Here is a 22,802-nt window from a genome sequence, read left to right on the forward strand (position 1 = left end):
GCCACCCCAGAGGGTGGCTAAAAAATTTACTACTTGTACGTTAGTAATTGTTGTAATTAGCAATCGTAATACAAGAAGAATTCATAAGGATGTGGACGCAATTGCATTTGCTTAACTTCGTTAGCGACCTTGTAATCAATCCAGTTCTGAATGAAATCTTCAGAGAAAACGCCAGTTTCAGTTAAGAAAGCGTGATCATTTTCCAAAGCTTCCAAAGCCAATTCTAAAGAACCGGGAGTAGAAGGAATCTTAGATAATTCTTCTGGGGAAAGTTCATAGATATTTTTATCTAAGGGTTCACCAGGATGAATTTCGTTTTTGATACCGTCAATACCAGCACAAAGCATAGCCGCAAAAGCCAAGTAAGGGTTAGAAGTAGCGTCTGGACAACGAAATTCTAAGCGCTTGGCTTTGGGGTTATTTCCAGAAAGAGGAATGCGGACGGAAGCCGAACGATTACCTTGGGAGTAAGCTAAGTTTACAGGTGCTTCATAACCGGGTACGAGGCGTTTGTAAGAGTTGGTGGTGGGGTTAGTGATTGCCAATAATGCTGGAGCGTGTTTGAGAATACCACCAATGTAGTAAAGTCCCACTTCACTCATACCAGCGTACTTGTCACCCGCAAAGAGAGGTTGACCATTTTTCCAGATAGACTGGTGACAGTGCATACCAGAACCATTATCACCAAAAATGGGTTTAGGCATGAAGGTGACAGTTTTGCCATATTTTCTAGCAACGTTCTTAATGACATATTTGTAAGTCATTAACCAGTCAGCAGCTTCAATTAACTTACCAAAACGGAAACCAAGTTCGCACTGACCACCGGTAGCCACTTCATGGTGTTGTTTTTCAATAGGTACACCACAATCTTTCATGATCAACAGCATTTCTGTCCGCATATCTTGAAAGCTGTCTGTGGGTGGTACAGGGAAGTAACCTTCCTTAACGCGGGTTTTGTAACCCAGGTTAGGTTTTTCTTCTCTACCAGTATTCCAACGACCTTCTACAGAATCCACGTAGTAGTAACCTGAGTTGGTGGTTTGGTCGTAGCGGACATCGTCAAAAATGAAAAATTCAGCTTCAGGACCAAAGAAAGCTGTATCACCAATTCCCGTAGAAGCTAAGTAGTCTATGGCTTTTTGAGCAATAACACGAGGACAACGGTTATACCACTGGCCTGTACGAGGTTCTTTAATACTACAAATGATACTTAGAGTTGGTTCTTTCATGAAGGGATCGATCCAAGCGGTATTAGGATCGAGTACCATTGTCATGTCAGATTCTTCGATACCCTTCCAACCCCGAATACTAGAACCGTCGAAAGGAACACCGTCAGAGAATGAACTTTCATCAATTTGGTCTTGGTACATGGTCAAATGCTGCCAAGTTCCCAGTGTATCAATGAATTTCAGATCAATCATCTGAATTTTTTCGTCTTGAATCCGCTTCAAGATTTCTTTTGGGGTTGCCATTTTTACTTTACTCCTTCTGTAGCCAATTACCTAATATAAACCCAAACCATGATAAGACGTTCTCACCCTGTTACGCTAAACCAAGTTGTCACACACCACCTGAAATATCGTAAATAGTTAACTTGACATGATTTTGTCATGTTAGTTACAGATTGTCTGGATTACAGGTTATGTTAACCTTTCTTTCGTAATTTGTACAAAACTATAAACTTTATCATCAGGGGTCAACTTTGGCATAAAATCCTTAAGTAGCAGATGGATAGTTTTGTGCCAAAGTCTATTTTATGCGAATTGGCACTAAATTTTATTGGTGCGTAATTGCAGCCAATTTAATATCAAACCATAAATAGTTGACAATTGGGAGAAAAAAAATGCGCGATGCCGTTACAACTTTAATTAAGAATTATGACGTAACCGGTCGTTATTTTGACCGGAACGCCATTGATAGTCTCAAATCTTACTTTGAGAGTGGAACAGCCAGAATACAAGCCGCAGCCGCAATTAATGCTAATGCAGCCGCAATTGTTAAACAAGCTGGTGCAAAGTTATTTGCACAGTTACCAGAATTAATCCGTCCCGGTGGTAATGCTTATACAACTCGTCGTTTTGCGGCTTGTTTACGGGATATGGACTATTATCTGCGCTATGCTACTTATGCGTTAGTTGCGGGTAATATGAATGTACTTGACGAGCGTGTGTTACAAGGACTACGGGAAACTTACAATTCCTTGGGTGTACCCATTGGTTCAACAGTGCAAGGTATCCAAATTATGAAGGATCTTGTTAAGGAACAAGTAGCAGTTGCAGGTATTACCAATGCTGCTTTTGTGGATGAGCCTTTTGATTATATCACTCGTGAGTTGAGTGAGATTGATATTTAAGACTTAATTAATTGTTAGGGGTAATTCATATTACCCCTAGATTTTATTTCTCGCAAAGGTACAAAGTCGCAGAGTTAAAGATCTTCAATTTTTTAACAATTTTTTAATGTTATGATTTCATAATCAAACCTCCGTGTGATCTGCTTCTGGAGTGGTTCGTTCAATAAAATAATTTATTGGCAGTCCATTTTGATATAAAAATGATTTATAATATGAACGCTGTACAACTGGTATAACCAAAAACATCAATTCTTCTATTTTTTACTATTAAAATTGTATGAAACCAGAAATCATTGAATTAATGAAAACTGTTCTGCATATATTACAAGTAAATATGCGGTGGATGACATGGAATTTATTTTTAGCTTTTATTCCCTTAGCTTTAAGTGTTTGGTTATTTCGCAATAAACGTAGTCGTTCTTGGTTGCGTTGGCCAGTATCCCTGACTTTTTACGCTTTTTTACCAAACGCACCTTATTTATTAACTGATGTTATTCACTTAATACATGATATTCGCACAGTCCAGTCAATATGGATGATTACATTAGTCTTAATTCCTGTTTATTTTGTGGTAATTTTCTCCGGTTTTGCTGCCTATGTCATATCATTAATCAACCTGGGTTATTATTTACATCGCATTGATAAAAGTAAATGGATTTTTCCAGTTGAGTTAATTACTCACGCTCTTTGTGCTGTGGGTATTTATTGGGGAAGATTTTTGCGTTTTAATAGTTGGGATTTTGTCACTCAACCAGATGAAATAATTACAAAAGGTGTGGAGGAACTTCTTGGTAAACAACCATTAATTATCATTATACTCACTTTTATCATTCTTTGCGGTTTACATTGGTTGTTGAAAAAAATTATTTTGAATTTTGTTGATAAAGGTTTTGATCCACGTGATAAAGTTCAGGTTCGTCATATTCACAGGTTTTAATTCAGATGATAAAATTCATCGTTTTAATTAGATAATATTTTAGATGAATAAAAGATGACTATAATCTGCAATTCGGGGATTTTGTAAGCATTAAAGAAGGTAACATTGGTTAAACAAAGATTAGATACATTATTAGTTGATTTGGGATTGTCTTCTTCTCGTCAACAAGCACAAAGACTTATTCAAGCTGGAGAAGTAACTGTAAATCAACAAATAATTGATAAGGTGGGAACTGAGGTTGATATTACCGCAGAAATTCAAGTTAAAGAACGTCCTCTTTTTGTTTCCCGTGGTGGAGAAAAATTGGCTAAAGCTTTAGCACAATTTGCGATTTCTGTAAGGGGAAGAATTTGTTTAGATGGGGGAATTTCTACCGGAGGTTTTACAGATTGTTTGTTAAAATCTGGTGCGAAACAAGTTTATGGAATTGATGTCGGTTATGGACAAGTTGACTGGAAAATCAGAAATGATCAAAGGGTAATTTTAAGGGAACGCACGAATTTACGTCAATTACAACCACAGGAATTATATACTGAAAATGCTATATTTCCTGATTTGGTGGTTGTTGATGTTTCGTTTATTTCTCTCACTAAAATTTTACCTGCTGTTTGGGGATTAACACAACCTTCCAGAGAGGCTGTATTGCTGGTAAAACCTCAATTTGAAGTTGGGAGGTCTCGCATAGGGAAAAAAGGCGTTGTGCGTGATTCTGATGACCAAGCAGATGCAATTTTTCAGGTCATGCAAAAAGCTTTAGAATTAGGTTGGAAATATAAAGGTTTAACTTATTCTCCCATAACTGGACCTGCGGGAAATATTGAATATCTTTTGTGGTTAAAAATGGAAAGCGATATTATACCACCAACCTTAGCTACTATTCAAGACATTACTAAACAAGTAATTCAGGAGTTCATCAAAAAATAATCAGTAATTAAACTTTACAGTCTTTCTGTAAATATAATTATTAATTATGCAAGTTTATCCATTACTAATGTAACGCTATACATTCATAATGTAATGTCATCAAGTAAAAATAAATTTTAAAAAACTAATAATGCAATGTTTTTACCAACTAATGCAAGGTTAAACAATAGCATTGTTGTAAATTATATAAAAATCTCAATAAACTCATTTAGTATATAAATCTCCAACTTTTTCGATAAGTCGGAGATCTAAATATCTATTTTTTTTTGAAGTGTAGCTATTTAAATTAAATATCGTAAATTAAACACTCCAAAGCGTCTGGATACATTTCACAATAGTCTTCTAAGCTTGTTTTTCGATGTTTTGCTTGTTTTTGATGGGCTTTCTCTATTTGCAATTCTTCAACAATATCCCAAGCTACTGCACAATTAACAGAATTATTACCATTTTCTTCACAAGTTGTTCTGGCTTTAACAATAGCTTCAATAATTGCTTCTTCAATGGGTTTTTTACCATTAATAACTTCGTTTAGGAATGTCATGATCAGATTACTTTTGTTGAGGAAAATAAAGGTTAATTAAGAACTTTAATGATTACTAATGAATAATTTTTATTTACATTTAAATAATAAAACGCAAATAAATATAGGAATTCTGTTTAATTTTTGAAAAGATATGTAGGCTATGCTTAACATAGCGTAACACATTAAACTTTTGATATTTTATTCAAAAATAAAATAGTAATCCTATGCAATTATTCAAAGTTAGTAAACTCTTTTTAAGATTAACAATTCAAATATCTATTTTTAGTTAATTTATATACTTTTTTATCTTATGATGATATAATCCTGACTTACTTATTCACAAGTAATAATTTATCAATGCTAAAATATTAAATAATTAAAATATTTGACAGTAGCTTTGCGTCGTTGTTGTCAATTTTATTTTTGGTAGTAAATATTGCAATAGTGTGAAGATATCAACCATGGTTTATTTGTTATTTTTGAGTTGTCATTTTAGAAGATTATAACTCTACTACATCAGTCCTCTTTTTATACTCTTTTTTAGTGAAGCTATGATGACAAGGATAATTTATTTTTTGGAAGTCCCTGAGAAAAATTTTGTGTAGATGATATTTATCATATCAAAACTGGTTAAAATAAAAGAAACATTGATTGCAGTTTTAGGATGATACCAGAATCAAATATTGAAGATGTTCAAGAACCAATTTCCAGCGCACCACCAGAAGTAAAGCAAATTATTGAAAGAGTATGGAGATTAGAAAAAAGTAGATTAGATAGAAAAAGCAAAGGCCATATTAATGATGATATTCTCGCAATTGTTAAGGAAGCAGTGCAATGAGGCTAACTTCTATTAAATTATGTAATTTTCGTTCGTTTTATGGGAAAACTCCAGAGATAATTTTAGCTAATGGAGATATTCGCAATACAACGATGATTTATGGTAGTAATGGAGCAGGTAAAACTAGTATTTTGAATGGGTTTACTTGGGTTTTATATGAGAAATTTAGTGCTGCTTTTGCGTCAACCGAACAGTTAGTAAATAAACGGGCGATCGCAGAATCTGAACCTGGTCAACCTGTAGAATGTTCAGTAGAAATTGGTTGGGAACATGAAAATATTCGCTATCGTGCTAAACGTGGTTGTCGAGTCTATAAAAACCAAAGTGATTTAATAGAAACTGGTAAAACTCAGTTAACTATGTGGTTAGCTGGAGATGATGGTCAATGGAAAATTCCTAATCAGTTACCAGAGGAAATCATTACCCAAATTCTACCATTAAGTTTACATCAATATTTTTTCTTTGACGGTGAACGTATTGAGGAAATTGTGCGTTCTCATAATAAAGCAGAAATCGCAGAAGCAATTAGAATTTTTTTGGGTGTGGAAGTGATTGAACTTTCTATTAAACACTTGAAAGAAGCAAAAAAGTCTTTAGAAACTGAATTTAAAAATATTGGTGACTCAGAAACTAAACAATTATTGACCAATCAACAAAAGCAAGAATTAGAAATTGAGACCATTAATAAACGTCAAACGGAAATAAATCAAGAGTTAGAATATCAACAGGTATTTAAAAAGGAAGTCAGTAATAAACTAAGAGAGTTGAGTGCTGTCAAGGAATTACAGGAAAAAAGGCAAAATTTAGAATCGCAAAGAGATAGTTTACGAGCAGAATTGAAGAAAACACGGGAGAATTTAAAAAAAGTTATTTCCGCACGGGGTTATACTGTTTTGTTAACAGAAACTACCGCTAAATTTCGGGAAATATTTATAGATTTAAAAAAACGTGGTGAATTAACAGCAGGGATTTCGCGGGAATTTGTCAATGATTTACTGAATACTGGACGTTGTATTTGTGGTGCAGATTTAAGGGAAGGAACTCATACTCATTTTCATGTGAAGAATCTCATGCGAAAAGCCGGTTCTTCAACTGTAGAAGAAACCGCAATTAGAATGAGCGCCCAAGTTGACGAAATTGATAAACAAGCTGTTGCTTTTTGGGAAGAAGCGGATAGGGAACAATTAAGAATTCAACAGTTGAGGGAAAATCTCAATCAAGTGGAGTTGGAATTAACAACTATTGAAGAACAATTACGAAAAGATCCCAATGAGGAAATTAGTAATTTACAAAAACGTCTGGATGAAATTGAATCTAAAATTGATGAATTAAATCGGGAACAAGGTGCAAATCACCAGGAACTTTCTCACTTAAAAATAAGTATGGATACTTTGATCAAACAAATATCTAAGCAAAAACAAAATGAGGAAAAACAATTTTTAGCACAGCGTCGTATTAATGCTACTCAGGATGCTATTGAACGATTGTTAGAAGTGAAAAACCGTCAAGAAAATCAGTTTCGTCTGCAATTGGAACAGCGAGTACAGGAAATCTTTTCAGAGATTTCTTTTACTCCCTATATTCCCAAAATTAGCGAAAACTATGAATTAAGTTTGGTGGAAAATACCACGGGAATTGAAGCACCAGTCGCAGCTTCTACGGGAGAAAATCAAATTCTCAGTCTGTCTTTTATCGCTAGTATTATTGATAAAGTGCGCGACTGGAGTGAGAAGAAAAAAATGATGATGGTTCCCGATAGTAGCACTTTTCCGATTGTTATGGATTCTCCTTTTGGGAGTTTAGATGCTAATTCCCGTCGTCACATTGCGCGAACTATTCCTAAGTTAGCAAATCAGTTGGTTGTGTTGGTGACTAAGACTCAATGGAGGATAGAAGTTGAGGAGGAAATTGTTGATAAAATCGGGAAGGAATATGTTTTGGTTTATTATTCTTCTAAGCCTAATTGTGAACAGGATTTTATTGAGTTACACGGGGAACGATATTCTTTGGTGCGACAGAGTTTGAATGGTTTTGAATATACGGAAATTGTTGAGGTTGAACGGGTTTAGAATGTTTCACGTAAAGGAAGAAAATTATGGTTGTTAGTTCTTTAAGTTTGGTTACTGATAGTTGGGTAAAGGTAAGTTGGGATGAATTTCTAGAAGTCGCTGAACATTCTGATTATCAGCACGGAAGATTTTATTTTTATGAAAATTATATGAGGGTAGAAATGTTACCAGTTGGTTTTCGTCATGGCCGTTATAATTCTATTGTTTCTAAGGTAGTGAGTTTATTTGCTACTCTCAAAAATATCAAAATTATTGAAGCTACTAATACCAGCTTTAGGAAAATAGGTGAAAGTGAATGTCAACCTGATTTAGCTTTTTATATTGGGGATAAAATCAAATTTCCACCTTTGAATAATTCTCCTGTCAATATTAATGAGTTAGCAGCACCTACTCTAGTTGTAGAAGTTGCTGCTTCTTCTATTAATGATGATTTGGGGTTTAAGCGATTACTCTATGAACGGTTGGGTGTAAAGGAATATTGGGTAATGGATGCTAATAATCATGATATTATTGCTTTGGAAATTATTGACGGTGGGAGTAGAAGAATTGAGGAGTCAAAGGTTTTACCAGGTTTACAAATATCTACTGTTCAGGAAGCCATTCAACGTAGTTTAAATCAAGATGATGGTGAGGTTAATCGCTGGTTGTTGCAAATTTTTAGTTAATTTATTTAGTTAATTTATTTTACGGAAAATTAGGAGGTAAATGTTATGGTTGCTAATTTGGATAGAAGTTATATGAGTCCTCTTGAGTATTTGGAGTGGGAGGAAAAGCAAGATATTAAATATGAATATATCAATGGTGAAGTTTTTGCTATGACCGGGGGAACTATTCCTCATAATGATATTGCTTTTAATTTAGCTTCTGGGTTAAAAAATCATTTAAAAGGTAGTAAGTGTCGTGTTAACATTGCTGATGCTAAAGTGGGTATATCGGAAAATGGTCCGTTTACTTATCCTGATGTTGTTGTTAGTTGTCACCCTAAAGATAAAAAAGCGCTTAAGTTTATTCAATTTCCTAGTTTAGTCGTTGAGGTGCTTTCTCCGAGTACGGAGGCTTATGATAGGGGAGGTAAGTTTCAGCTATATAGACAGATTCCAACTTTGCAGGAATATGTTTTAATTAGTGTTGATAAGGTGGGTTTGGATTGTTTTCGGTTAAATGATAGGGGTTTATGGGAGTTACATCCTTTTGTTGAGGGTGATGATGTACATTTAGTTAGTGTTGATTTTACTTTTCCTCTTTCTCTGGTTTATGAGGATGTTTTTTGATTCTTTGTTTCGCGCACAGTCGCAAAGAAGAGGGTAAGATTGTGGTATTAGTAAGTTAGCGTTGGTTTATGATGTTAAGGGTGTAGATTTTATAATTATGGCGGAAACTGGTAGAATCAGGGTTGCTAAGGATAAAGCTGAGTTGGTAAAAAGTTTAACTTCTGCTGAGGGGGGAACTGGTCCTTTTCAGACTTTCGCTGATGTGATTGTTTTTGCTGCTGCTTTGGGTGTAAAGCATAAAAAGCGTATTCCTTTGGGGGAAATTTCTAAACGTGAACCTGCTCCAATTAGGTTAGAAGTTTTTGCAGTATCTGGATATGATATTTTAATTAAATTAATTGCGCTTACAGAAACTCAAGATATTATTATTTTGTCTCCTCATGAGGAAGAATACGAAAAACAACGTAATGGAATTTTTGAAGAATACGCTAATGGTGGTTTAGAACTTTTAGTATCTGAACTTAGAGGTGCAATTGACTATACGGATAGAATTGCTATGTATTTGAAGTATGAAAAAACAAATAATGGAGAAGAAGACGAGGAATTTAATCTAACTAAATTCCTGTCTTAAACTAAGTTATTTTTTTACATTTGCCTGATGTAGCGTAAATTTTGTAGTTAGATGATCCTATTCAGAATCTTCCTCTTCGTTAGATAATTGTCTTTCTGAAGACTGACTGTAGAACTCAGGTAATCCAGCAGCAAGTATAGCAGAAAACCTATCACGTACCATATCTCTTTTTCGCTCATCACTCATTTGTTCATGCTCTTTACCATAAAAAGCGTTTGTATCAAAGCCTTTGTATAGTCCTTGATAAACAGCATTACAGTTATGCCAATGAGCTTTATTTGTATCTGCACTAAAAAATTTTAGTAGCTTTCGTTTAGATAAGACTGGATCACCATTAGCAATATCTATCTGAATTTTACGTGTTCCAAAATACCACAAACACAATAAATAAAATATTCTATCCTCAACTGTTTTTGCAACCTTAATTTTGTCACTATTTTGGTTTGTAGCGATAAATGTCCATAAGCCAAAAGGATAATTAGTTAACTTTGCATCTACCTTAAGAATCCCTTCCTCATATAATCTATCAAGAAAACTTAGAACATCATTTATATTTCCTAAGTTTTTATTTTGTCCCTTATACTCAAATTCCACTAATCTTCCTAACCTAACCATAGCTTTCTGGAATATCGCTTTGAAAGCCCATTGACTTTCCTTCATGCTATTAATAGCGGTTTGATGACGTAAGATTTCTCGATTGTGCCAGTCACTATCCTTAGCAATTTCCTGTTGTTTAATATTTGCTTTATGTTTGTTGGTTTGAGCTTGAAACTTGCCAAAAGTACCCTCAATTAAGTTATGCTCACGAGCATATTGAAGTAAATTACGATATGGCTTAAACTCAAGTAAAAGCTTAAGTAACCAAGGACGAAAATTAACTTTAAAGCCGTTGACTGCTGATTCAAGATATTTTTCTGGTAACCGTGAAAAAGGTGCATCAGCTTCTCCATCCTCATCACAATAATCTTCTACATAGTATTTATAAAGAGAACGACCTTCATGCTGAACTTCCTGTTCTCCTATACCGAGGGAAGAATTAATGCTATCAATAAATTCCTTAACTTGCTTCGTCTCCATTGGATCACGTGGTGGTTTGAGATTTAGCGTTGCCGAAACTAACAAATCTAAGTGAACTAAGGAATTGAGGTAGTAAGATGTATCAAATTTGTGAGAGTCATCTTGCCAACGCACTTGAGATAGAGGAAGTCGATCTTGAGAATCTTGAGATGTTCTCTCAGTTACCAATGTTCTTACACATTGTGCATTGATACTCTTATCATCTAAAATGAGTTCTCTAGCCTTATCAACAGTCTTGGCATTCTTGTTTAAATCAGTGAATAGTTCACGAGCAATTCCCCGAATCGAGTGATCAGATTCACTTTGTCGGTTCTGGAAACCAGCACTTGGATCAAGCAACACGAATAGGACGGGAATTTTAGTTTGTTGCTCAATGGTCTTAAGTGTACCACCACAGAACTTCGGATCTTCACGGAAAGTACGGAGCGCCCAAAGCCGATGTTGTCCATCTACAGCTACAGCAAGTACACGATCTTCATCCCAACGAAGTCGCGCTGAAAGTCCAGCAGAAACGAATTGGACACCACCAAAGTTAGCTTGTGGGTGATTATTCCATTGTGCATCATCAAGATCGGTACTATCCCAAGGAATTGGTGGTGAATCAAGATTTTTGGAATTATCAAAGGAATCCTGAATTTTACCATCTGCCCCTTTTGGCATTAGTACGATGGTAATAGCATTAAAAAATTTGAGCTTTTTGGGATCAAGAAGATATCCTTTAACGATATCGTCCTCGACTCTCTTTTCATCAATTTCTCGCTGAAATAGTTCTTTAAGTGACCATTTTGTGTCTAGTGATGCTGGAATCTGTTCAGCGATCTTAAGTTCATCAATTGCTCGGTTAATTTCAAAGAGTGATAAAAAGTAGGGAAGAGCTATTCCTTCGGATAAAGTGTAAGTTCCAGTTAATCCGTAGAGTGGTTTGTTATATCTTGCTTTGCTTTCGTTGTTTGAGATAATAAACATTTAGTTTCACCTGTGTCTGATAGTAAATGATTAGTAAATGATAGAGAAAATAACCTAAGCTGCTATGTAGCACTTTTGCTATACAGCTATGCCACAGAATATATTTTCTTTATACATATACGTATCATGGTAACATGACTTGTTTTCTAAATGCAAATATGTATTCGCACTTAAATGACAGATGGTAGTCCTACATCTTGCGGTTTGACAAACTTACCATCAAAACCTATAGTTTGTTCTTCTATGGTCCTAGCATTGGCTAAAGCCTTACGTAAAGCAGTAACTTCTATTTTTTCAGTCATTCCCCCCAAAATATAAATCAATAACTTCACAGCTAAATCTTTTCCTACTACTTGTACCCGCTTTTTATTCGGATCATATAAAACCCCATACCATAAAGATTGAGGATATTCCATACCACTAAAACCCCCTTGACGGTCAAATTTTTCTAACTTTTTAAAAATATCCGTCAAAGCAAAACCTTTTTTAAATACCAAATTTCCCAAAGCTTGCGCTAAAGCAATTTGAGAAACTGGACGAAATAGCATATTTCCCTCACCCCCGTCTTTTTCAAAATGGAAGCGACGTAAAACTGTTGTTTCTTCATGTTCTAATATTTTATAACTGGGAAGATTAGCTAAATGATCAAAAAGTAATCTAAAATCTGCAATTCCTTCCTGAATTTCTTCATTTTCTGGACGCATGGGAATTAACCCTTTTTCTAAAGGTTTCCAGTGAGGGAACTTTTGCCCCAAATATCTTTCAGACATATCTTGTAGGGCTTGCAGAGTGGTTAAAACCGTAGAATTAGCGGCTACGGTGGCACTATTCCAATTAACACGAGGATTGCGATTTGGCTTCTGTTCTAAAAGTGGATGTGTAACGGCAATTTTTCGCGCTACAATGGCAAAACCATCATCTTCATTTAGTTGTGCTAACTGACCTTTACTTAAAGGTGCAGCCATCAAATTTACATGAACAAAAATTGATCTGATTCGTCGTTTCGCTTCTGTATGAGTTTCTCCAGTATTCACCGCACAAATAAATTCAATACCAATTTTCTCTTTAGATAAACTTTGTAAATAAGCAGGTTCTACTTGATATTTATCGATCAAATCAGATAAAGTAATAAAACTTTCATCAGCAGTTTTATCTTTTTTATAACGTTGGAGTTTACCAGATTTAATTAATTCCATTAAACCCTGTACACCCATTAATCTATGTTGACCATCTAAAGCATAAATTGTCACATTCTCTTCAGAAATATTCAGTAAACCAACTTTACCATCTTTATCTAAGGGTATAAAATCAGTAGTCGCTTTTTTAGCCCGTCCTTGACTATCCCATTCTACTGCTTTGGGGTTATCTACCCAAGGTTGATTAATTACCACCAAAACAGCCGGAAATTTATGGTTTTTTCTCGCTGCTAAATACTGTACTAACGGGGCTTGACGCGACCAATCAACAGGTCGTTGTTGAATTTCATCAATGCTATCAGCATCAATTTCGATATTTTCCGTATCTGGGTTGTACTTTTTTTGCAGGAGGGGTAAACCTGACGCAAAATGTACCCGTCCCGCGAACCATTCCAAGGTAACAGAACTTACATAAGCCTCGATACCACCCATTTCGGTTTTTTGGACAAGAATTTGGTCTTTCTTCTCTAAAAACCGGCTTAGCAGTAAAGCTAATACCTGTTTATCGTTATTTTCCCGTTCTAGATACTCATTAGCGAGTTGATTATTTAGTGTGTTTGTACTATCATTCATATTAATTTTTAAAAACTTATTGACTAATTGTTGCTTTATTATCCAAAAAAAATGGATACTAATGATGTTATTTTTAAAAATATTATGTTGCACTCATAGCTATGTTGATTTATATACTAAATAATTCCATTTTGCTACAGGGAAGTATTGATTTTAGGTTCATGTATCTACAAGTAGGGGAAAAATGACTTATTCACAACAGCCAGAAAATAAAAATCAGCAAAATCGTACTGTACCGGAGTTAGTGGAGTATATCCAAGCTTTGACTACAGAAATTCAAGAATTGTATTGTTTAGACCAAATACCTTGGGTGGTAGGCTATTCCGGTGGAAAAGACAGCACTGCTACTTTACAGCTTATTTGGAATGCAATTTCTGGACTCCCACCGGAAAAAAGAACTAAACCAATTCATGTAATTACGACAGATACAGGAGTAGAAAATCCCTATGTTTCTGTTTGGGTGCGTAGTTCTCATAAGCATATACAATTAGCCGCTAAAGAGCAGAAAATGCCAATGCAACCTCATGTATTAGAACCAGAGATTGTAGATACATACTGGGTAGGTCTAATTGGCAAAGGTTATCCAGCACCCCGTCAAAAGTTTCGTTGGTGTACAGGACGTTTGAAAATCAATCCATCTAATCGTTTTATTCGTGATGTTGTTAGAAGTAGCGGTGAAGCTATTGTAATCTTAGGTATTCGCAAAGCAGAAAGTCCTCGTCGTGCTGCTACAATGAAAAAATACGAAGCAAGACGATTACGCGAACATCTTAGTCCTAATGCAAGCTTACCTAATTCACTCGTTTATAGTCCTATTGAAGATTGGCGTACAGATGAAGTCTGGCTATATTTAATGCAATGGGAAAATCCTTGGGGACATAGTAATAAAGACCTATTTACTATGTATAGGGAATCAACAGCAGATAATGAATGTCCTTTAGTTGTTGATACTTCTACTCCTAGTTGTGGTAGTTCTCGCTTTGGCTGCTGGGTTTGCACACTTGTTGAACGTGATAAATCTTTGAATGCAATGATTCAAAATAATGACGAAAAAGAATGGATGCAACCAATAGTTGATTTTCGTCGAGAATTAGATATTGAAAATGACCGCGAAAAAAGAGATTTTCGCCGTATCTGGGGAGAAGTTCAATTATTTGAACGTAATGTAGACGGTGGAACATCTATTGAACCTATACCTGGACCATATACAAAATATTGGCGAGAATATTGGTTAAGAAAATTATTAACAGCGCAAAAAGAAATGCGTCAAAACGCGCCGGAAAATATGCGGGATATTACCCTGATTTCTCAAGCAGAATTAAGTGAAATTCGCCGAATCTGGTTAGAAGAAAAACACGAATTTGATGATAGTGTTCCCCGAATATATGAAGAAGTGACAGGAGAAGTATTTAAAGATCCCCGTCCTGGTGCAGATCAAAGTATACTTGGTAGTGATGAATGGGGAGTATTAGAAGAAATTTGTGACGGTGACGGAATGCACTTAGAATTAATGGCCAGACTATTAGATACAGAAAGACAATTTAAGAAAAAAACTCGCCGTGTGGGTATTTACGAAAGCCTAGAAAAATGCTTTGATACAAGTTCCCGTTCTCCAGAAGTAGCCATTAGAAATGCCCATTTAAAAAGAGATTTACGACAAGCAGCATTAGAAGGTGATGTTGCTACAGTGCGAGAAAAAGTCAAACAATTAACATTAGGAGATAGCCCGGATAAAGAAGAGAGTAAACCACAAACTTGGGCTAACTTCAAATATGCACAGAATAACCCAGATGAATAAAATACTCCCTTCCCACTAAAAGATTAATTATCTTCTTCCTTCTTCCTTCTTCCTTCTTCCTTCGTGTTCTTCGTTCCTTCGTGGTTCATTTAATCTATATTCCTCCTTCCTGTCCCCTAGCTAGGAAAGCCAATTTTGAGATTGTATCTCAACTAATTATAACAGAGGCAGAGCCTCTTGAAAGCATTTCCTGTCAGAGCCAGGGAACGAGATAAACATCTCTTTTCTTTCTTCCTCTGCGTTCTGTGCGCCTGGAGTGGTTCGTTAAAAAAAACACAAAAAAACAACAAAAAACCATGATCTTCCTAGAATTAGTTCTGCAAAACTTTGGTCCTTATGCTGGTAAACAAATCATCAACCTCAACCCCCAAATTGATGAAGATAACGCCCGCCCAATTATCCTTTTAGGGGGAATGAATGGTGGCGGAAAAACTACGTTGATAGATGCCATTCGTCTCGCATTATATGGACAACGCGCCCAATGTTCAACTAGAGGAAATCTGAGTTATAGTGATTTTTTAACCCAATGTGTCAACAGTAAAGCTAACCCCACAGAAAAAACCAGAATTGAATTGGTTTTTGAACATATCGAAGAAGATAGACCCATACAATATCGCGTTGTGCGGACTTGGGAAAAAAATCCTAAAGACGGTAAAGACCATTTAGGGATTTTAGGTGATGATGAAACTTGGCCAATTGATTCATTAGCAAATATTTGGGATGAATATATAGAAAATATCTTACCTTTAGGTATTTCCAATTTATTTCTCTTTGACGGTGAACAAGTTAAAGAACTTGCAGAACAGGAAATACCACCACCCATAGTTGTTGACGCAATTAATGGACTTTTGGGTTTAGAATTAGCAGATAAATTAGCAATTGATTTAGAGATTTTAGTGAATCGCAAAAAACGAGAATTTGCAGACAATAAAGATTTAGGTAAATTAGAAGAAATTGAAACTAAACTGCATGAAAAACAGCAAGAATATGAAAATAATCGGCAAAGACTAGCAACTGTTAATATGAAAGTTGCAGAATTAGAAAAAATTCAGGAAGAAGCCTTAGATAAATTTGTGAATGAAGGTGGTAAAATTGCTGCTGAACGTAGTCAATTAGAAAAACAAAGAGAAGAGAAAATCAAACTTGCTAATAACGTCCGTGAGTCCTTATGTGAATTAGCAGGTGATGTTTTACCTTTAGCGTTAATTAGTCCTTTATTATCTCAAATTCAAAGACAGGGAGAAAAAGAACTGAAAACTCAACAAATTCAATTAGCTAAAGATGTCTTAATTGCGAGAGATGAAAGATTAATTAATTGGCTAAGACAATTAAATATAGAGAATACTAATATTAGTAATATTCAATCTTTTTTGGCTGAAGATATCAATAACTTATATAGCAATAACTTATCCATAGAAAATACCTGGTTAAATGCAGATGAAGAAAGTTTAAGTTTAGTTGACAATATAACCTATCGGTTGCAAATTGGTCAAAATACAGCCCAAAAACAATTAGATGAATTAACTAATTATGAAGAAGAAATACTCACCCTAGAAAGACAAGTACAAACAGCGGCCGCACCAGAGGAATATATGAAATTACAAAAAGCAGTTAAACAGGCACAAACTGGATTTAATCAAATTAGATATCAAGCAGAAATGATGAATCAAAAACTGATAGAATTAGAAGCAGAAACCAAAAAACTGAGACAAGAATTAAATGAATATACAGTAGAAAATCTCAAATATCAAAATAGTGAACATATTATTAATTCTGCCGGAAAAGTGCAACAAACATTAAAAATATTTCGAGAAAGATTAACCCTGAGAAAATTGAATAAATTAGAAGAAGAAGTAAAAAACTGCTTTCTATATTTATTACATAAATCAGACCTAGTACATCGCATAGCCATAGACAGTAAAACCTTCGGCTTATCATTATATGATTTAAATGGAAAACCGGTTCCCAAACATCGGCTTTCAGCAGGAGAAAAACAACTATTAGCGATCGCATTTTTGTGGGGATTAGCTAAAGTATCAGGAAGACGTTTACCCATAGCCATAGACACCCCCTTAGGAAGACTAGACTCCTCTCACCGTAACAACTTAGTAGAAAGATATTTTCCCTCAGCCAGCCATCAAGTAATTCTCCTTTCCACCGACACCGAAATTGCGAAAAAAGAATATCAAAACCTGCAAGAAACCGAAGCCATAGCCCGTGAATACCTACTCCAATACAACTCCAGCAAACGAGAAACCACAATCAAACCTGGTTATTTTTGGTAATGGGTAATGGGTAATGGGTAATGGGTCATGGGTAATGGGTAATGGGTAATGGGTAGACCAGATTTTGAAGAGTTACAAGTGTATAAATTATCGGAAAAATTAGCAAATGAAATTTGGAAAGTGGTTATGGGATGGGATAATTTTAGTAAAGATACAATTGGTAAGCAGATTGTGCATTCAGCAGATAGCATTGGAGCAAATATAGCAGAGGGTAGAGGACGTTATAACTTTCAAGACAATAAACGCTTTATTAAAATAGCTAGAGGTTCTCTTAATGAAACAATTCATTGGTTGCGGCTTGCTTATGCCCGTAATTTATTAACAGTTGAACAAGTAAATATTCTCAAACCGATAATTCATGAACTTCCCGCAAAGTTAAATGCTTATTTAAATTCGATTGGTAATGACTAATAGATTTTTCCAATTACCAATTACCAATTACCAATTACCAATTACCAATTACCAATTACCAAAATCATGGAATCACCAATAGAAAGAATCAAACTTTCCCAAACAGCCAAAGAACAACTACTCAAACTCAAACGCAGCACCAAAATCGAACAATGGAACATATTATGTCGGTGGGCTTTTTGTCGTTCTCTTGCAGAACCCGCAGCACCGTCACCTGTACCTATTCCCCAAGATAGCAACGTGGAGATGACATGGCGGGTTTTTGGGGGAGAAATAGCGGATATTCTGCTGTTAGCACTCAAACAACGGTGTTACAACGACGGTTTAGATACAGATAGAGAGACCCTAATTACCCAATTTCGCTTACACTTACATAGAGGTATTGGCTACCTAGCAGGAGATCAGAATATTAAGAAAATTGAAGATCTAATTGAACTGTCCACAAAGAAAGTAAGATCCTGATTTTGCGATCGTTGTGCCACCCCAATGGCCGATAACTGCAAATATCCTAAGTGACGAGGAAAAGTAAATTACCCACCATTTCCCTGAGGGTAAGTGGGAGCTTTAAAAGCCCAGAGTTTACCCGACTAAGTGTTAAATCACTACGATTTTCAGGTCATCTCACCTACAAATACGCAGCCAGTTTGTAGCTGGTGAGGTTAACAGTTAAACAGGCTTATTGGGTTAATCCAGTGCTGTTGCGTAAAAAGCCTTTAAATCTTTGTCTAGGCTAACATTACCCGCAAGGAGGGACAATATGTCCAAAGTATTTGTTTTAGATACCAACTTCACGCCATTAAACCCAATTCATAAGGAATATCACATAAGTTTTGTAAACGCATTCACGCAAAGGATGGTTATTTGTATGCAGTATAAAAGATTTGTTAATTGCTCAACTGTCCCTCTCATTGTTTGTGCTGGCACACAAAATTACTCAAGGGAAGTTTCACAATTAACCCTCCATTCCTCCCATCACCAAACTGAGTACAGTTTTGGTGGGGGTCTCCTGGAGGAGGTTTAGATGAATCCAGTCAAGTCCCTACTGCGAGTTTTCGGTAGCCCAAAAATGGCGGCCTTGATCCTACTCGGATTTTCATCCGGGTTGCCCTTGTTTTTGACCAGCAAGACCTTACAAGCATGGATGACCGTTGAGAAGGTAGATTTAACCGCTATCGGCTTATTTAGCCTGGTAGGTGTGCCATATTCCTTAAAATTTCTCTGGTCACCGGTGTTAGACTGGTTTACATTACCATTTTTAGGCAGAAGACGGGGTTGGCTAATTGTAATTCAAATTGGGTTATTAATAGCGATCGCGGCCATGTCCCTACAGCAACCCAAACAAGCCCTGCAATTCCTAGCTATTAACGCTGTCGTCATTGCCTTCCTGAGTGCCACCCAAGACATCGCTGCTGATGCTTACCGTACGGATATTCTCGAACCGCTGGAAATGGGCGCAGGTGCAGCAGTATTTGTACTAGGTTATCGCATTGCTTTACTACTCACAGGCTCTTTAGCCCTGATTCTTGCTGATAGAATAGCTTGGTCATCAGTATACTTATTCATGTCCGTAGGCATGGGACTAGGGATTATTGCCACTTTGTTTGCACCAGAACCGAAAGAAATCAATCCCCCAGCATCTTTAACCGAGGCTGTAATTCTGCCCTTTGGGGAATTTATCCAGCGTCAAGGATTGGTTCAAGCTATACTTACTCTGCTATTTATTGTCCTTTATAAACTCGGTGATTCCTTTGTCAATAATATGTCCACACCGTTTTTACTGCAAACGGGCTTCACACAAACCGACATTGGCGCAATTCAAGGCGGTATGGGATTAATAGCCACAATAGTTGGTACATTGGCAGGGGGCGCGTTTTTGAGTAAAATTGGATTAAATCGCTCACTTTGGGTATTTGGTGCTTTACAAGCAGTCAGCAACCTAGCCTATCTAATTCTGGCACAAGTTGGTAAAAATTATCAGTTTCTCCTCCTGACAATTAATATAGAAAACTTTTGTGCTGGATTAGGAACAGCGGCCTTTGTGGCCTTTTTGATGAGTATGTGTAATCAACGGTATTCTGCCACACAATATGCTTTACTTTCTAGTTTTATGGCCGTAAGTCGTGATATTCTAGTTGCGCCAGCCGGTTCTTTAGCCAAAAGTACAGGATGGCCGTTATTTTTTGTAATTAGTATCTTTGCTGCTGTACCGGGACTTCTACTATTACCATTGTTTGCCCCTTGGAATCCCAAACCGTTAGCAATTAACAGACCAGGACTAGAAGAAGAAGATATATGGAACCCCAAGTAGTTATTATTGCTGGTACATTCGTTCTCATAGTCACAGGTTTATTACTGGGCTATGTCATCTCACAATTAGTTCTGCAAAATCTGGCTTTTAATTTCCTCACACTACTAGGAACAATTAGTCTGATTCTGATTTTTGGTACACTCTATTACGTCTTATTTTGGCAATTACGGAGAGAACCCCAGAAAACAGTTACTCCCACCATACTCAAGCAACCAGAGGAAGAATTTACTAGCAATTACTTAAAAAATCGCCTAATTGCTAGATTATCTGGAGATGTGGCTGCTGCGGAAAGACTCATTCAACAAGCCAAGGAAAACGCTCCGGAAATGCCAGAAAATTGGTATTGTGAAAAGGTCTTAGATGAATTAGACCAAAATCAGGAATCGTAGCCAGCCTTTACCAAATTGGAATAATTGCTAAAATCAAGATAGTCCCTATTTATTCACACGAACACCATGGCCTTTTTACGTCAATATATCGCCCCTTTGATTGCAGTCTTGATTTTTACCTTTGCTTTGGTCGCAGTCAGCGCCAGGATCTTTTTACCATCGGACATGGCTGCCCCCGCACCTATTGGGATCATAATTAAGTAATTGGGGAATCAGTCCATTTTGAATTTACTCCCAGGCTATGCTATTGAGCAAGGTTCTACCGTAGATCAAGCCCTCTTGGTAAAATTCATGGAGCGGACTTACCAAGAACAATTCCCCAATCAAAACTTTTCTCACCTAACCCGTACCGTTGAACAATATTTGTCCCGTGATACCCCTTTATGGTGGGTATATGATGAACAGGAAACAAAAAATCAGCACCAATCACCCATAGGCTGTCTTTGGGTGGGAAATGCTATAGATCAGGTCAGCGGCGATCGCCATCCTCATATTTTTCTTCTCTATGTGATGCCAGAATATCGCCATAGAGGTATTGGCAAAGCATTAATGAATTATATAGAAAATTGGGCTAAACAAAGGGGATACAGACAAATCGGACTACAAGTATTTCAAACAAACACACCCGCATTAGATCTTTATCATCAACTCGGTTATCAAGAACAATCCCTCTGGATGGTAAAATCACTTCAGTCGCGTGAGAATTGACAATTGACAATTGACAATTAGTAATTCATGAATTACCGCCATCCAGGAATAGGGGTTACAGTGGAATCATTATGTACGACGAATACGAACTAAGCCTACTTGATACCGAAGGGGAGCTTATTACCCCCCTAGACCAAATAGAACCACTTACTGATGAATCAGAAGTAGAAAAACCTGATGTAGAATTAATGCTGGTACTCCTGAAAAATCCCCAGCCCCAACAGCGGATGTTAGCAGCGCGTGCTTTTTGCGATCTTCAGGATCAACGAGCAACACCCCATCTCATCCACCTATTAACAGATAACTGTCCCCTGGTGCGAGTCAGCGCCGCTTATGGTATCGGCCGCAACCCGTCCTCGGAAGCCGTAGCACCATTAATTACTCAACTCAACCGCGATGGGAATGGTTATGTTCGCAAAGGAGTAGTATGGGCTTTAGGAAACTGTCGTGATTTTCGTTCCTTAGCACCCCTCACAGATGCCCTCAGAACCGATATTTCCGCAGTTCGTCTCTGGTCTGCCAGCGCCCTAGCACAGATGACAGAAGTAGGTTATGAAGCCATTGTAGGTGCTATTCCTGCCCTGATTGAAGCCTTGGTTAAAGACCCTGTAGCCGCTGTGCGTAGTAACTCCGCTTGGACAATCGGCCAGCTTTGTAAAGAACTACCTTCCAATGTCGTCTATGCTACAGCAATAGACGCGCTAATTCAAGCTTTTGCTGAAGACAAAGACTTAGGAGTCAGAGAAGACACTAAAGCCGCGCTTCTGGGAGTAGGAGATCCTCGCGGTTTACAATTAATTGAAACCCTGGAACAAGAAGGATGGTTTTAGAGATACACAACTAACGTAGTTAAACCTTGGTCAAACAGTGTCAATTGCTGATAATTCGCTCTCTGATTGACCTGACTTCAGGTTCTAGAGTCTGGGGCTTATCCTGGCCCGTTATCGCTGCGGTTTCCATCAAAGAATCCCGAAACTTCTGACTTCTTTCTAACAAGATTTTCTTCACATCGGAATGTTTCATATATCGAGTGATTTCAACATCACTCATTCTTGCTAAAATATTGTCAGCAGCATTAGTATCTGAGTGCATCACGACCCCATCATGTCCGGTAAACTTGTCACCATTTCTACTGCCTGTTAAGGTAGCAAATCTGGAGTCAAGTTGTGACGTATATGCACTATTAACACTAACAACGGCACAACCTGTGCGGGTTGAAACTTGTTTGAGAGCATCCGCAACTACCCCTTTGCACCATGAAGAAACATTTCTCTTCATGCGTTTTCGCAAGGGCTTTTTGCTTTTTATTGCTTCCGTCAGATCTTCAAAAGCTACCTTGATTGCATCAGTCATCAAGTGATATGTAGCTGTAAAAACTATTGTTTGAATCCTACCTTTAAATGATGTTTCTCGGTTGTTCCACTTGATTTTACCGAGGTTATTCCGTTTAATTCTATCGGCTTTGGCGCTGTTCCCTTTGGCAATAGACTTATCAAAAACTGATTTGATTTTGTTGCGTTTAACTTGTTTCGCTGTTCTGTAATCAGTTTCTTCTGTTTGGATTTTACCGAAATTATTACCCAAAAATCTAGCACCATCGTTAGA

The 22,802-nt window shown here is 36.7% G+C and carries 20 protein-coding genes and 1 pseudogene; 16 read left to right on the forward strand and 5 right to left on the reverse strand.

Annotated features, from left to right (window positions below):
* Nucleotides 1–56: 56 nt before the first annotated feature.
* Nucleotides 57–1,472, reverse strand: coding sequence for a type I glutamate--ammonia ligase (glnA, locus tag H6F39_RS09975; RefSeq protein ID WP_190396639.1), 1,416 nt, complete (start codon nucleotides 1,470–1,472; stop codon nucleotides 57–59).
* Nucleotides 1,473–1,843: 371 nt separating this feature from the next.
* On the opposite strand from glnA, the gene apcB reads away from it, so the two are divergent.
* The 3 genes from apcB (at nucleotide 1,844) to H6F39_RS09990 (ending at nucleotide 4,214) form a co-directional block, all read left to right on the forward strand.
* A complete protein-coding gene (apcB, locus tag H6F39_RS09980; RefSeq protein ID WP_137907208.1) occupies nucleotides 1,844–2,353 on the forward strand; it encodes an allophycocyanin subunit beta in 510 nt (169 codons plus the stop codon).
* Nucleotides 2,354–2,630: 277 nt separating this feature from the next.
* Nucleotides 2,631–3,290: a DUF1361 domain-containing protein gene (locus H6F39_RS09985; protein ID WP_190371214.1), complete on the forward strand. Its 660-nt coding sequence runs from the start codon at nucleotides 2,631–2,633 to the stop codon at nucleotides 3,288–3,290.
* Nucleotides 3,291–3,395: 105 nt separating this feature from the next.
* Nucleotides 3,396–4,214, forward strand: coding sequence for a TlyA family RNA methyltransferase (locus tag H6F39_RS09990; protein ID WP_137907210.1), 819 nt, complete (start codon nucleotides 3,396–3,398; stop codon nucleotides 4,212–4,214).
* 286 nt (nucleotides 4,215–4,500) lie between these two features.
* On the opposite strand, the gene H6F39_RS09995 is transcribed toward H6F39_RS09990, so the two are convergent.
* A complete protein-coding gene (locus tag H6F39_RS09995; RefSeq protein WP_137907211.1) occupies nucleotides 4,501–4,755 on the reverse strand; it encodes a Calvin cycle protein CP12 in 255 nt (84 codons plus the stop codon).
* Nucleotides 4,756–5,401: 646 nt separating this feature from the next.
* On the opposite strand from H6F39_RS09995, the gene H6F39_RS10000 reads away from it, so the two are divergent.
* From H6F39_RS10000 to H6F39_RS10020, 5 genes are all read left to right on the forward strand, one after another.
* Entirely contained in the window at nucleotides 5,402–5,575 is a 174-nt protein-coding gene (locus H6F39_RS10000; protein ID WP_162501174.1) for a hypothetical protein, read from the forward strand.
* A complete protein-coding gene (locus H6F39_RS10005) occupies nucleotides 5,572–7,644 on the forward strand; it encodes an AAA family ATPase (RefSeq protein ID WP_190371213.1) in 2,073 nt (690 codons plus the stop codon). The genes H6F39_RS10000 and H6F39_RS10005 overlap by 4 nt, the downstream gene beginning before the upstream one ends.
* Nucleotides 7,645–7,670: 26 nt before the next feature.
* A complete protein-coding gene (locus H6F39_RS10010) occupies nucleotides 7,671–8,309 on the forward strand; it encodes a Uma2 family endonuclease (protein ID WP_137907213.1) in 639 nt (212 codons plus the stop codon).
* A gap of 45 nt (nucleotides 8,310–8,354) precedes the next feature.
* Nucleotides 8,355–8,915, forward strand: coding sequence for a Uma2 family endonuclease (locus H6F39_RS10015; RefSeq protein ID WP_190396640.1), 561 nt, complete (start codon nucleotides 8,355–8,357; stop codon nucleotides 8,913–8,915).
* A 97-nt stretch (nucleotides 8,916–9,012) separates the two neighbouring features.
* The gene (locus tag H6F39_RS10020; protein ID WP_190396641.1) at nucleotides 9,013–9,486 is read left to right on the forward strand and encodes a DNA phosphorothioation-associated protein 4; all 474 of its coding nucleotides are present in this window, start codon (nucleotides 9,013–9,015) and stop codon (nucleotides 9,484–9,486) included.
* Between the two features lie 57 nt (nucleotides 9,487–9,543).
* Here H6F39_RS10020 and H6F39_RS10025 read toward each other — a convergent pair whose 3' ends face one another.
* Both H6F39_RS10025 and H6F39_RS10030 read right to left on the reverse strand, forming a co-directional pair.
* Complete coding sequence (locus H6F39_RS10025; protein ID WP_190396642.1) at nucleotides 9,544–11,529, reverse strand: DNA sulfur modification protein DndB; 1,986 nt, start codon at nucleotides 11,527–11,529, stop codon at nucleotides 9,544–9,546.
* A gap of 170 nt (nucleotides 11,530–11,699) precedes the next feature.
* A complete protein-coding gene (locus tag H6F39_RS10030; protein ID WP_190396643.1) occupies nucleotides 11,700–13,298 on the reverse strand; it encodes a DGQHR domain-containing protein in 1,599 nt (532 codons plus the stop codon).
* 184 nt (nucleotides 13,299–13,482) lie between these two features.
* On the opposite strand from H6F39_RS10030, the gene dndC reads away from it, so the two are divergent.
* The 8 genes from dndC to H6F39_RS10070 all read left to right on the forward strand — a co-directional run bounded on the left by dndC (nucleotide 13,483) and on the right by H6F39_RS10070 (nucleotide 22,027).
* Nucleotides 13,483–15,096 (forward strand): DNA phosphorothioation system sulfurtransferase DndC, encoded by a 1,614-nt coding sequence (gene dndC / locus H6F39_RS10035; protein WP_190396644.1) that lies wholly within the window; start codon nucleotides 13,483–13,485, stop codon nucleotides 15,094–15,096.
* Nucleotides 15,097–15,392: 296 nt separating this feature from the next.
* The gene (gene dndD / locus H6F39_RS10040) at nucleotides 15,393–17,381 is read left to right on the forward strand and encodes a DNA sulfur modification protein DndD (RefSeq protein ID WP_137907219.1); all 1,989 of its coding nucleotides are present in this window, start codon (nucleotides 15,393–15,395) and stop codon (nucleotides 17,379–17,381) included.
* Nucleotides 17,382–17,429: 48 nt separating this feature from the next.
* Nucleotides 17,430–17,792: a four helix bundle protein gene (locus tag H6F39_RS10045; RefSeq protein WP_137907220.1), complete on the forward strand. Its 363-nt coding sequence runs from the start codon at nucleotides 17,430–17,432 to the stop codon at nucleotides 17,790–17,792.
* 66 nt (nucleotides 17,793–17,858) lie between these two features.
* The gene (gene dndE / locus H6F39_RS10050; RefSeq protein ID WP_137907221.1) at nucleotides 17,859–18,254 is read left to right on the forward strand and encodes a DNA sulfur modification protein DndE; all 396 of its coding nucleotides are present in this window, start codon (nucleotides 17,859–17,861) and stop codon (nucleotides 18,252–18,254) included.
* A 559-nt stretch (nucleotides 18,255–18,813) separates the two neighbouring features.
* Nucleotides 18,814–20,100 carry an AmpG family muropeptide MFS transporter gene (locus H6F39_RS10055; RefSeq protein ID WP_190371207.1) on the forward strand — a complete coding sequence of 429 codons (1,287 nt, stop codon included), beginning with the start codon at nucleotides 18,814–18,816 and terminating at the stop codon, nucleotides 20,098–20,100.
* Nucleotides 20,085–20,489, forward strand: coding sequence for an ABC transporter permease (locus H6F39_RS10060; RefSeq protein ID WP_190371206.1), 405 nt, complete (start codon nucleotides 20,085–20,087; stop codon nucleotides 20,487–20,489). Before H6F39_RS10055 ends, H6F39_RS10060 begins: the two co-directional genes overlap by 16 nt.
* A gap of 222 nt (nucleotides 20,490–20,711) precedes the next feature.
* Complete coding sequence (locus H6F39_RS10065; protein ID WP_242025892.1) at nucleotides 20,712–21,197, forward strand: N-acetyltransferase; 486 nt, start codon at nucleotides 20,712–20,714, stop codon at nucleotides 21,195–21,197.
* 71 nt (nucleotides 21,198–21,268) lie between these two features.
* On the forward strand, nucleotides 21,269–22,027 hold the full coding sequence (locus H6F39_RS10070; protein WP_137907225.1) for a HEAT repeat domain-containing protein: 759 nt from the start codon (nucleotides 21,269–21,271) through the stop codon (nucleotides 22,025–22,027).
* Between the two features lie 40 nt (nucleotides 22,028–22,067).
* Here the strand turns inward: H6F39_RS10070 and H6F39_RS10075 are convergent.
* Nucleotides 22,068–22,802: pseudogene (locus tag H6F39_RS10075) on the reverse strand (addiction module component); the annotation flags it as partial.

Source organism: Dolichospermum sp. FACHB-1250, assembly GCF_014696335.1.
Classification (GTDB): Bacteria; Cyanobacteriota; Cyanobacteriia; order Cyanobacteriales; family Nostocaceae; genus Dolichospermum; species Dolichospermum planctonicum.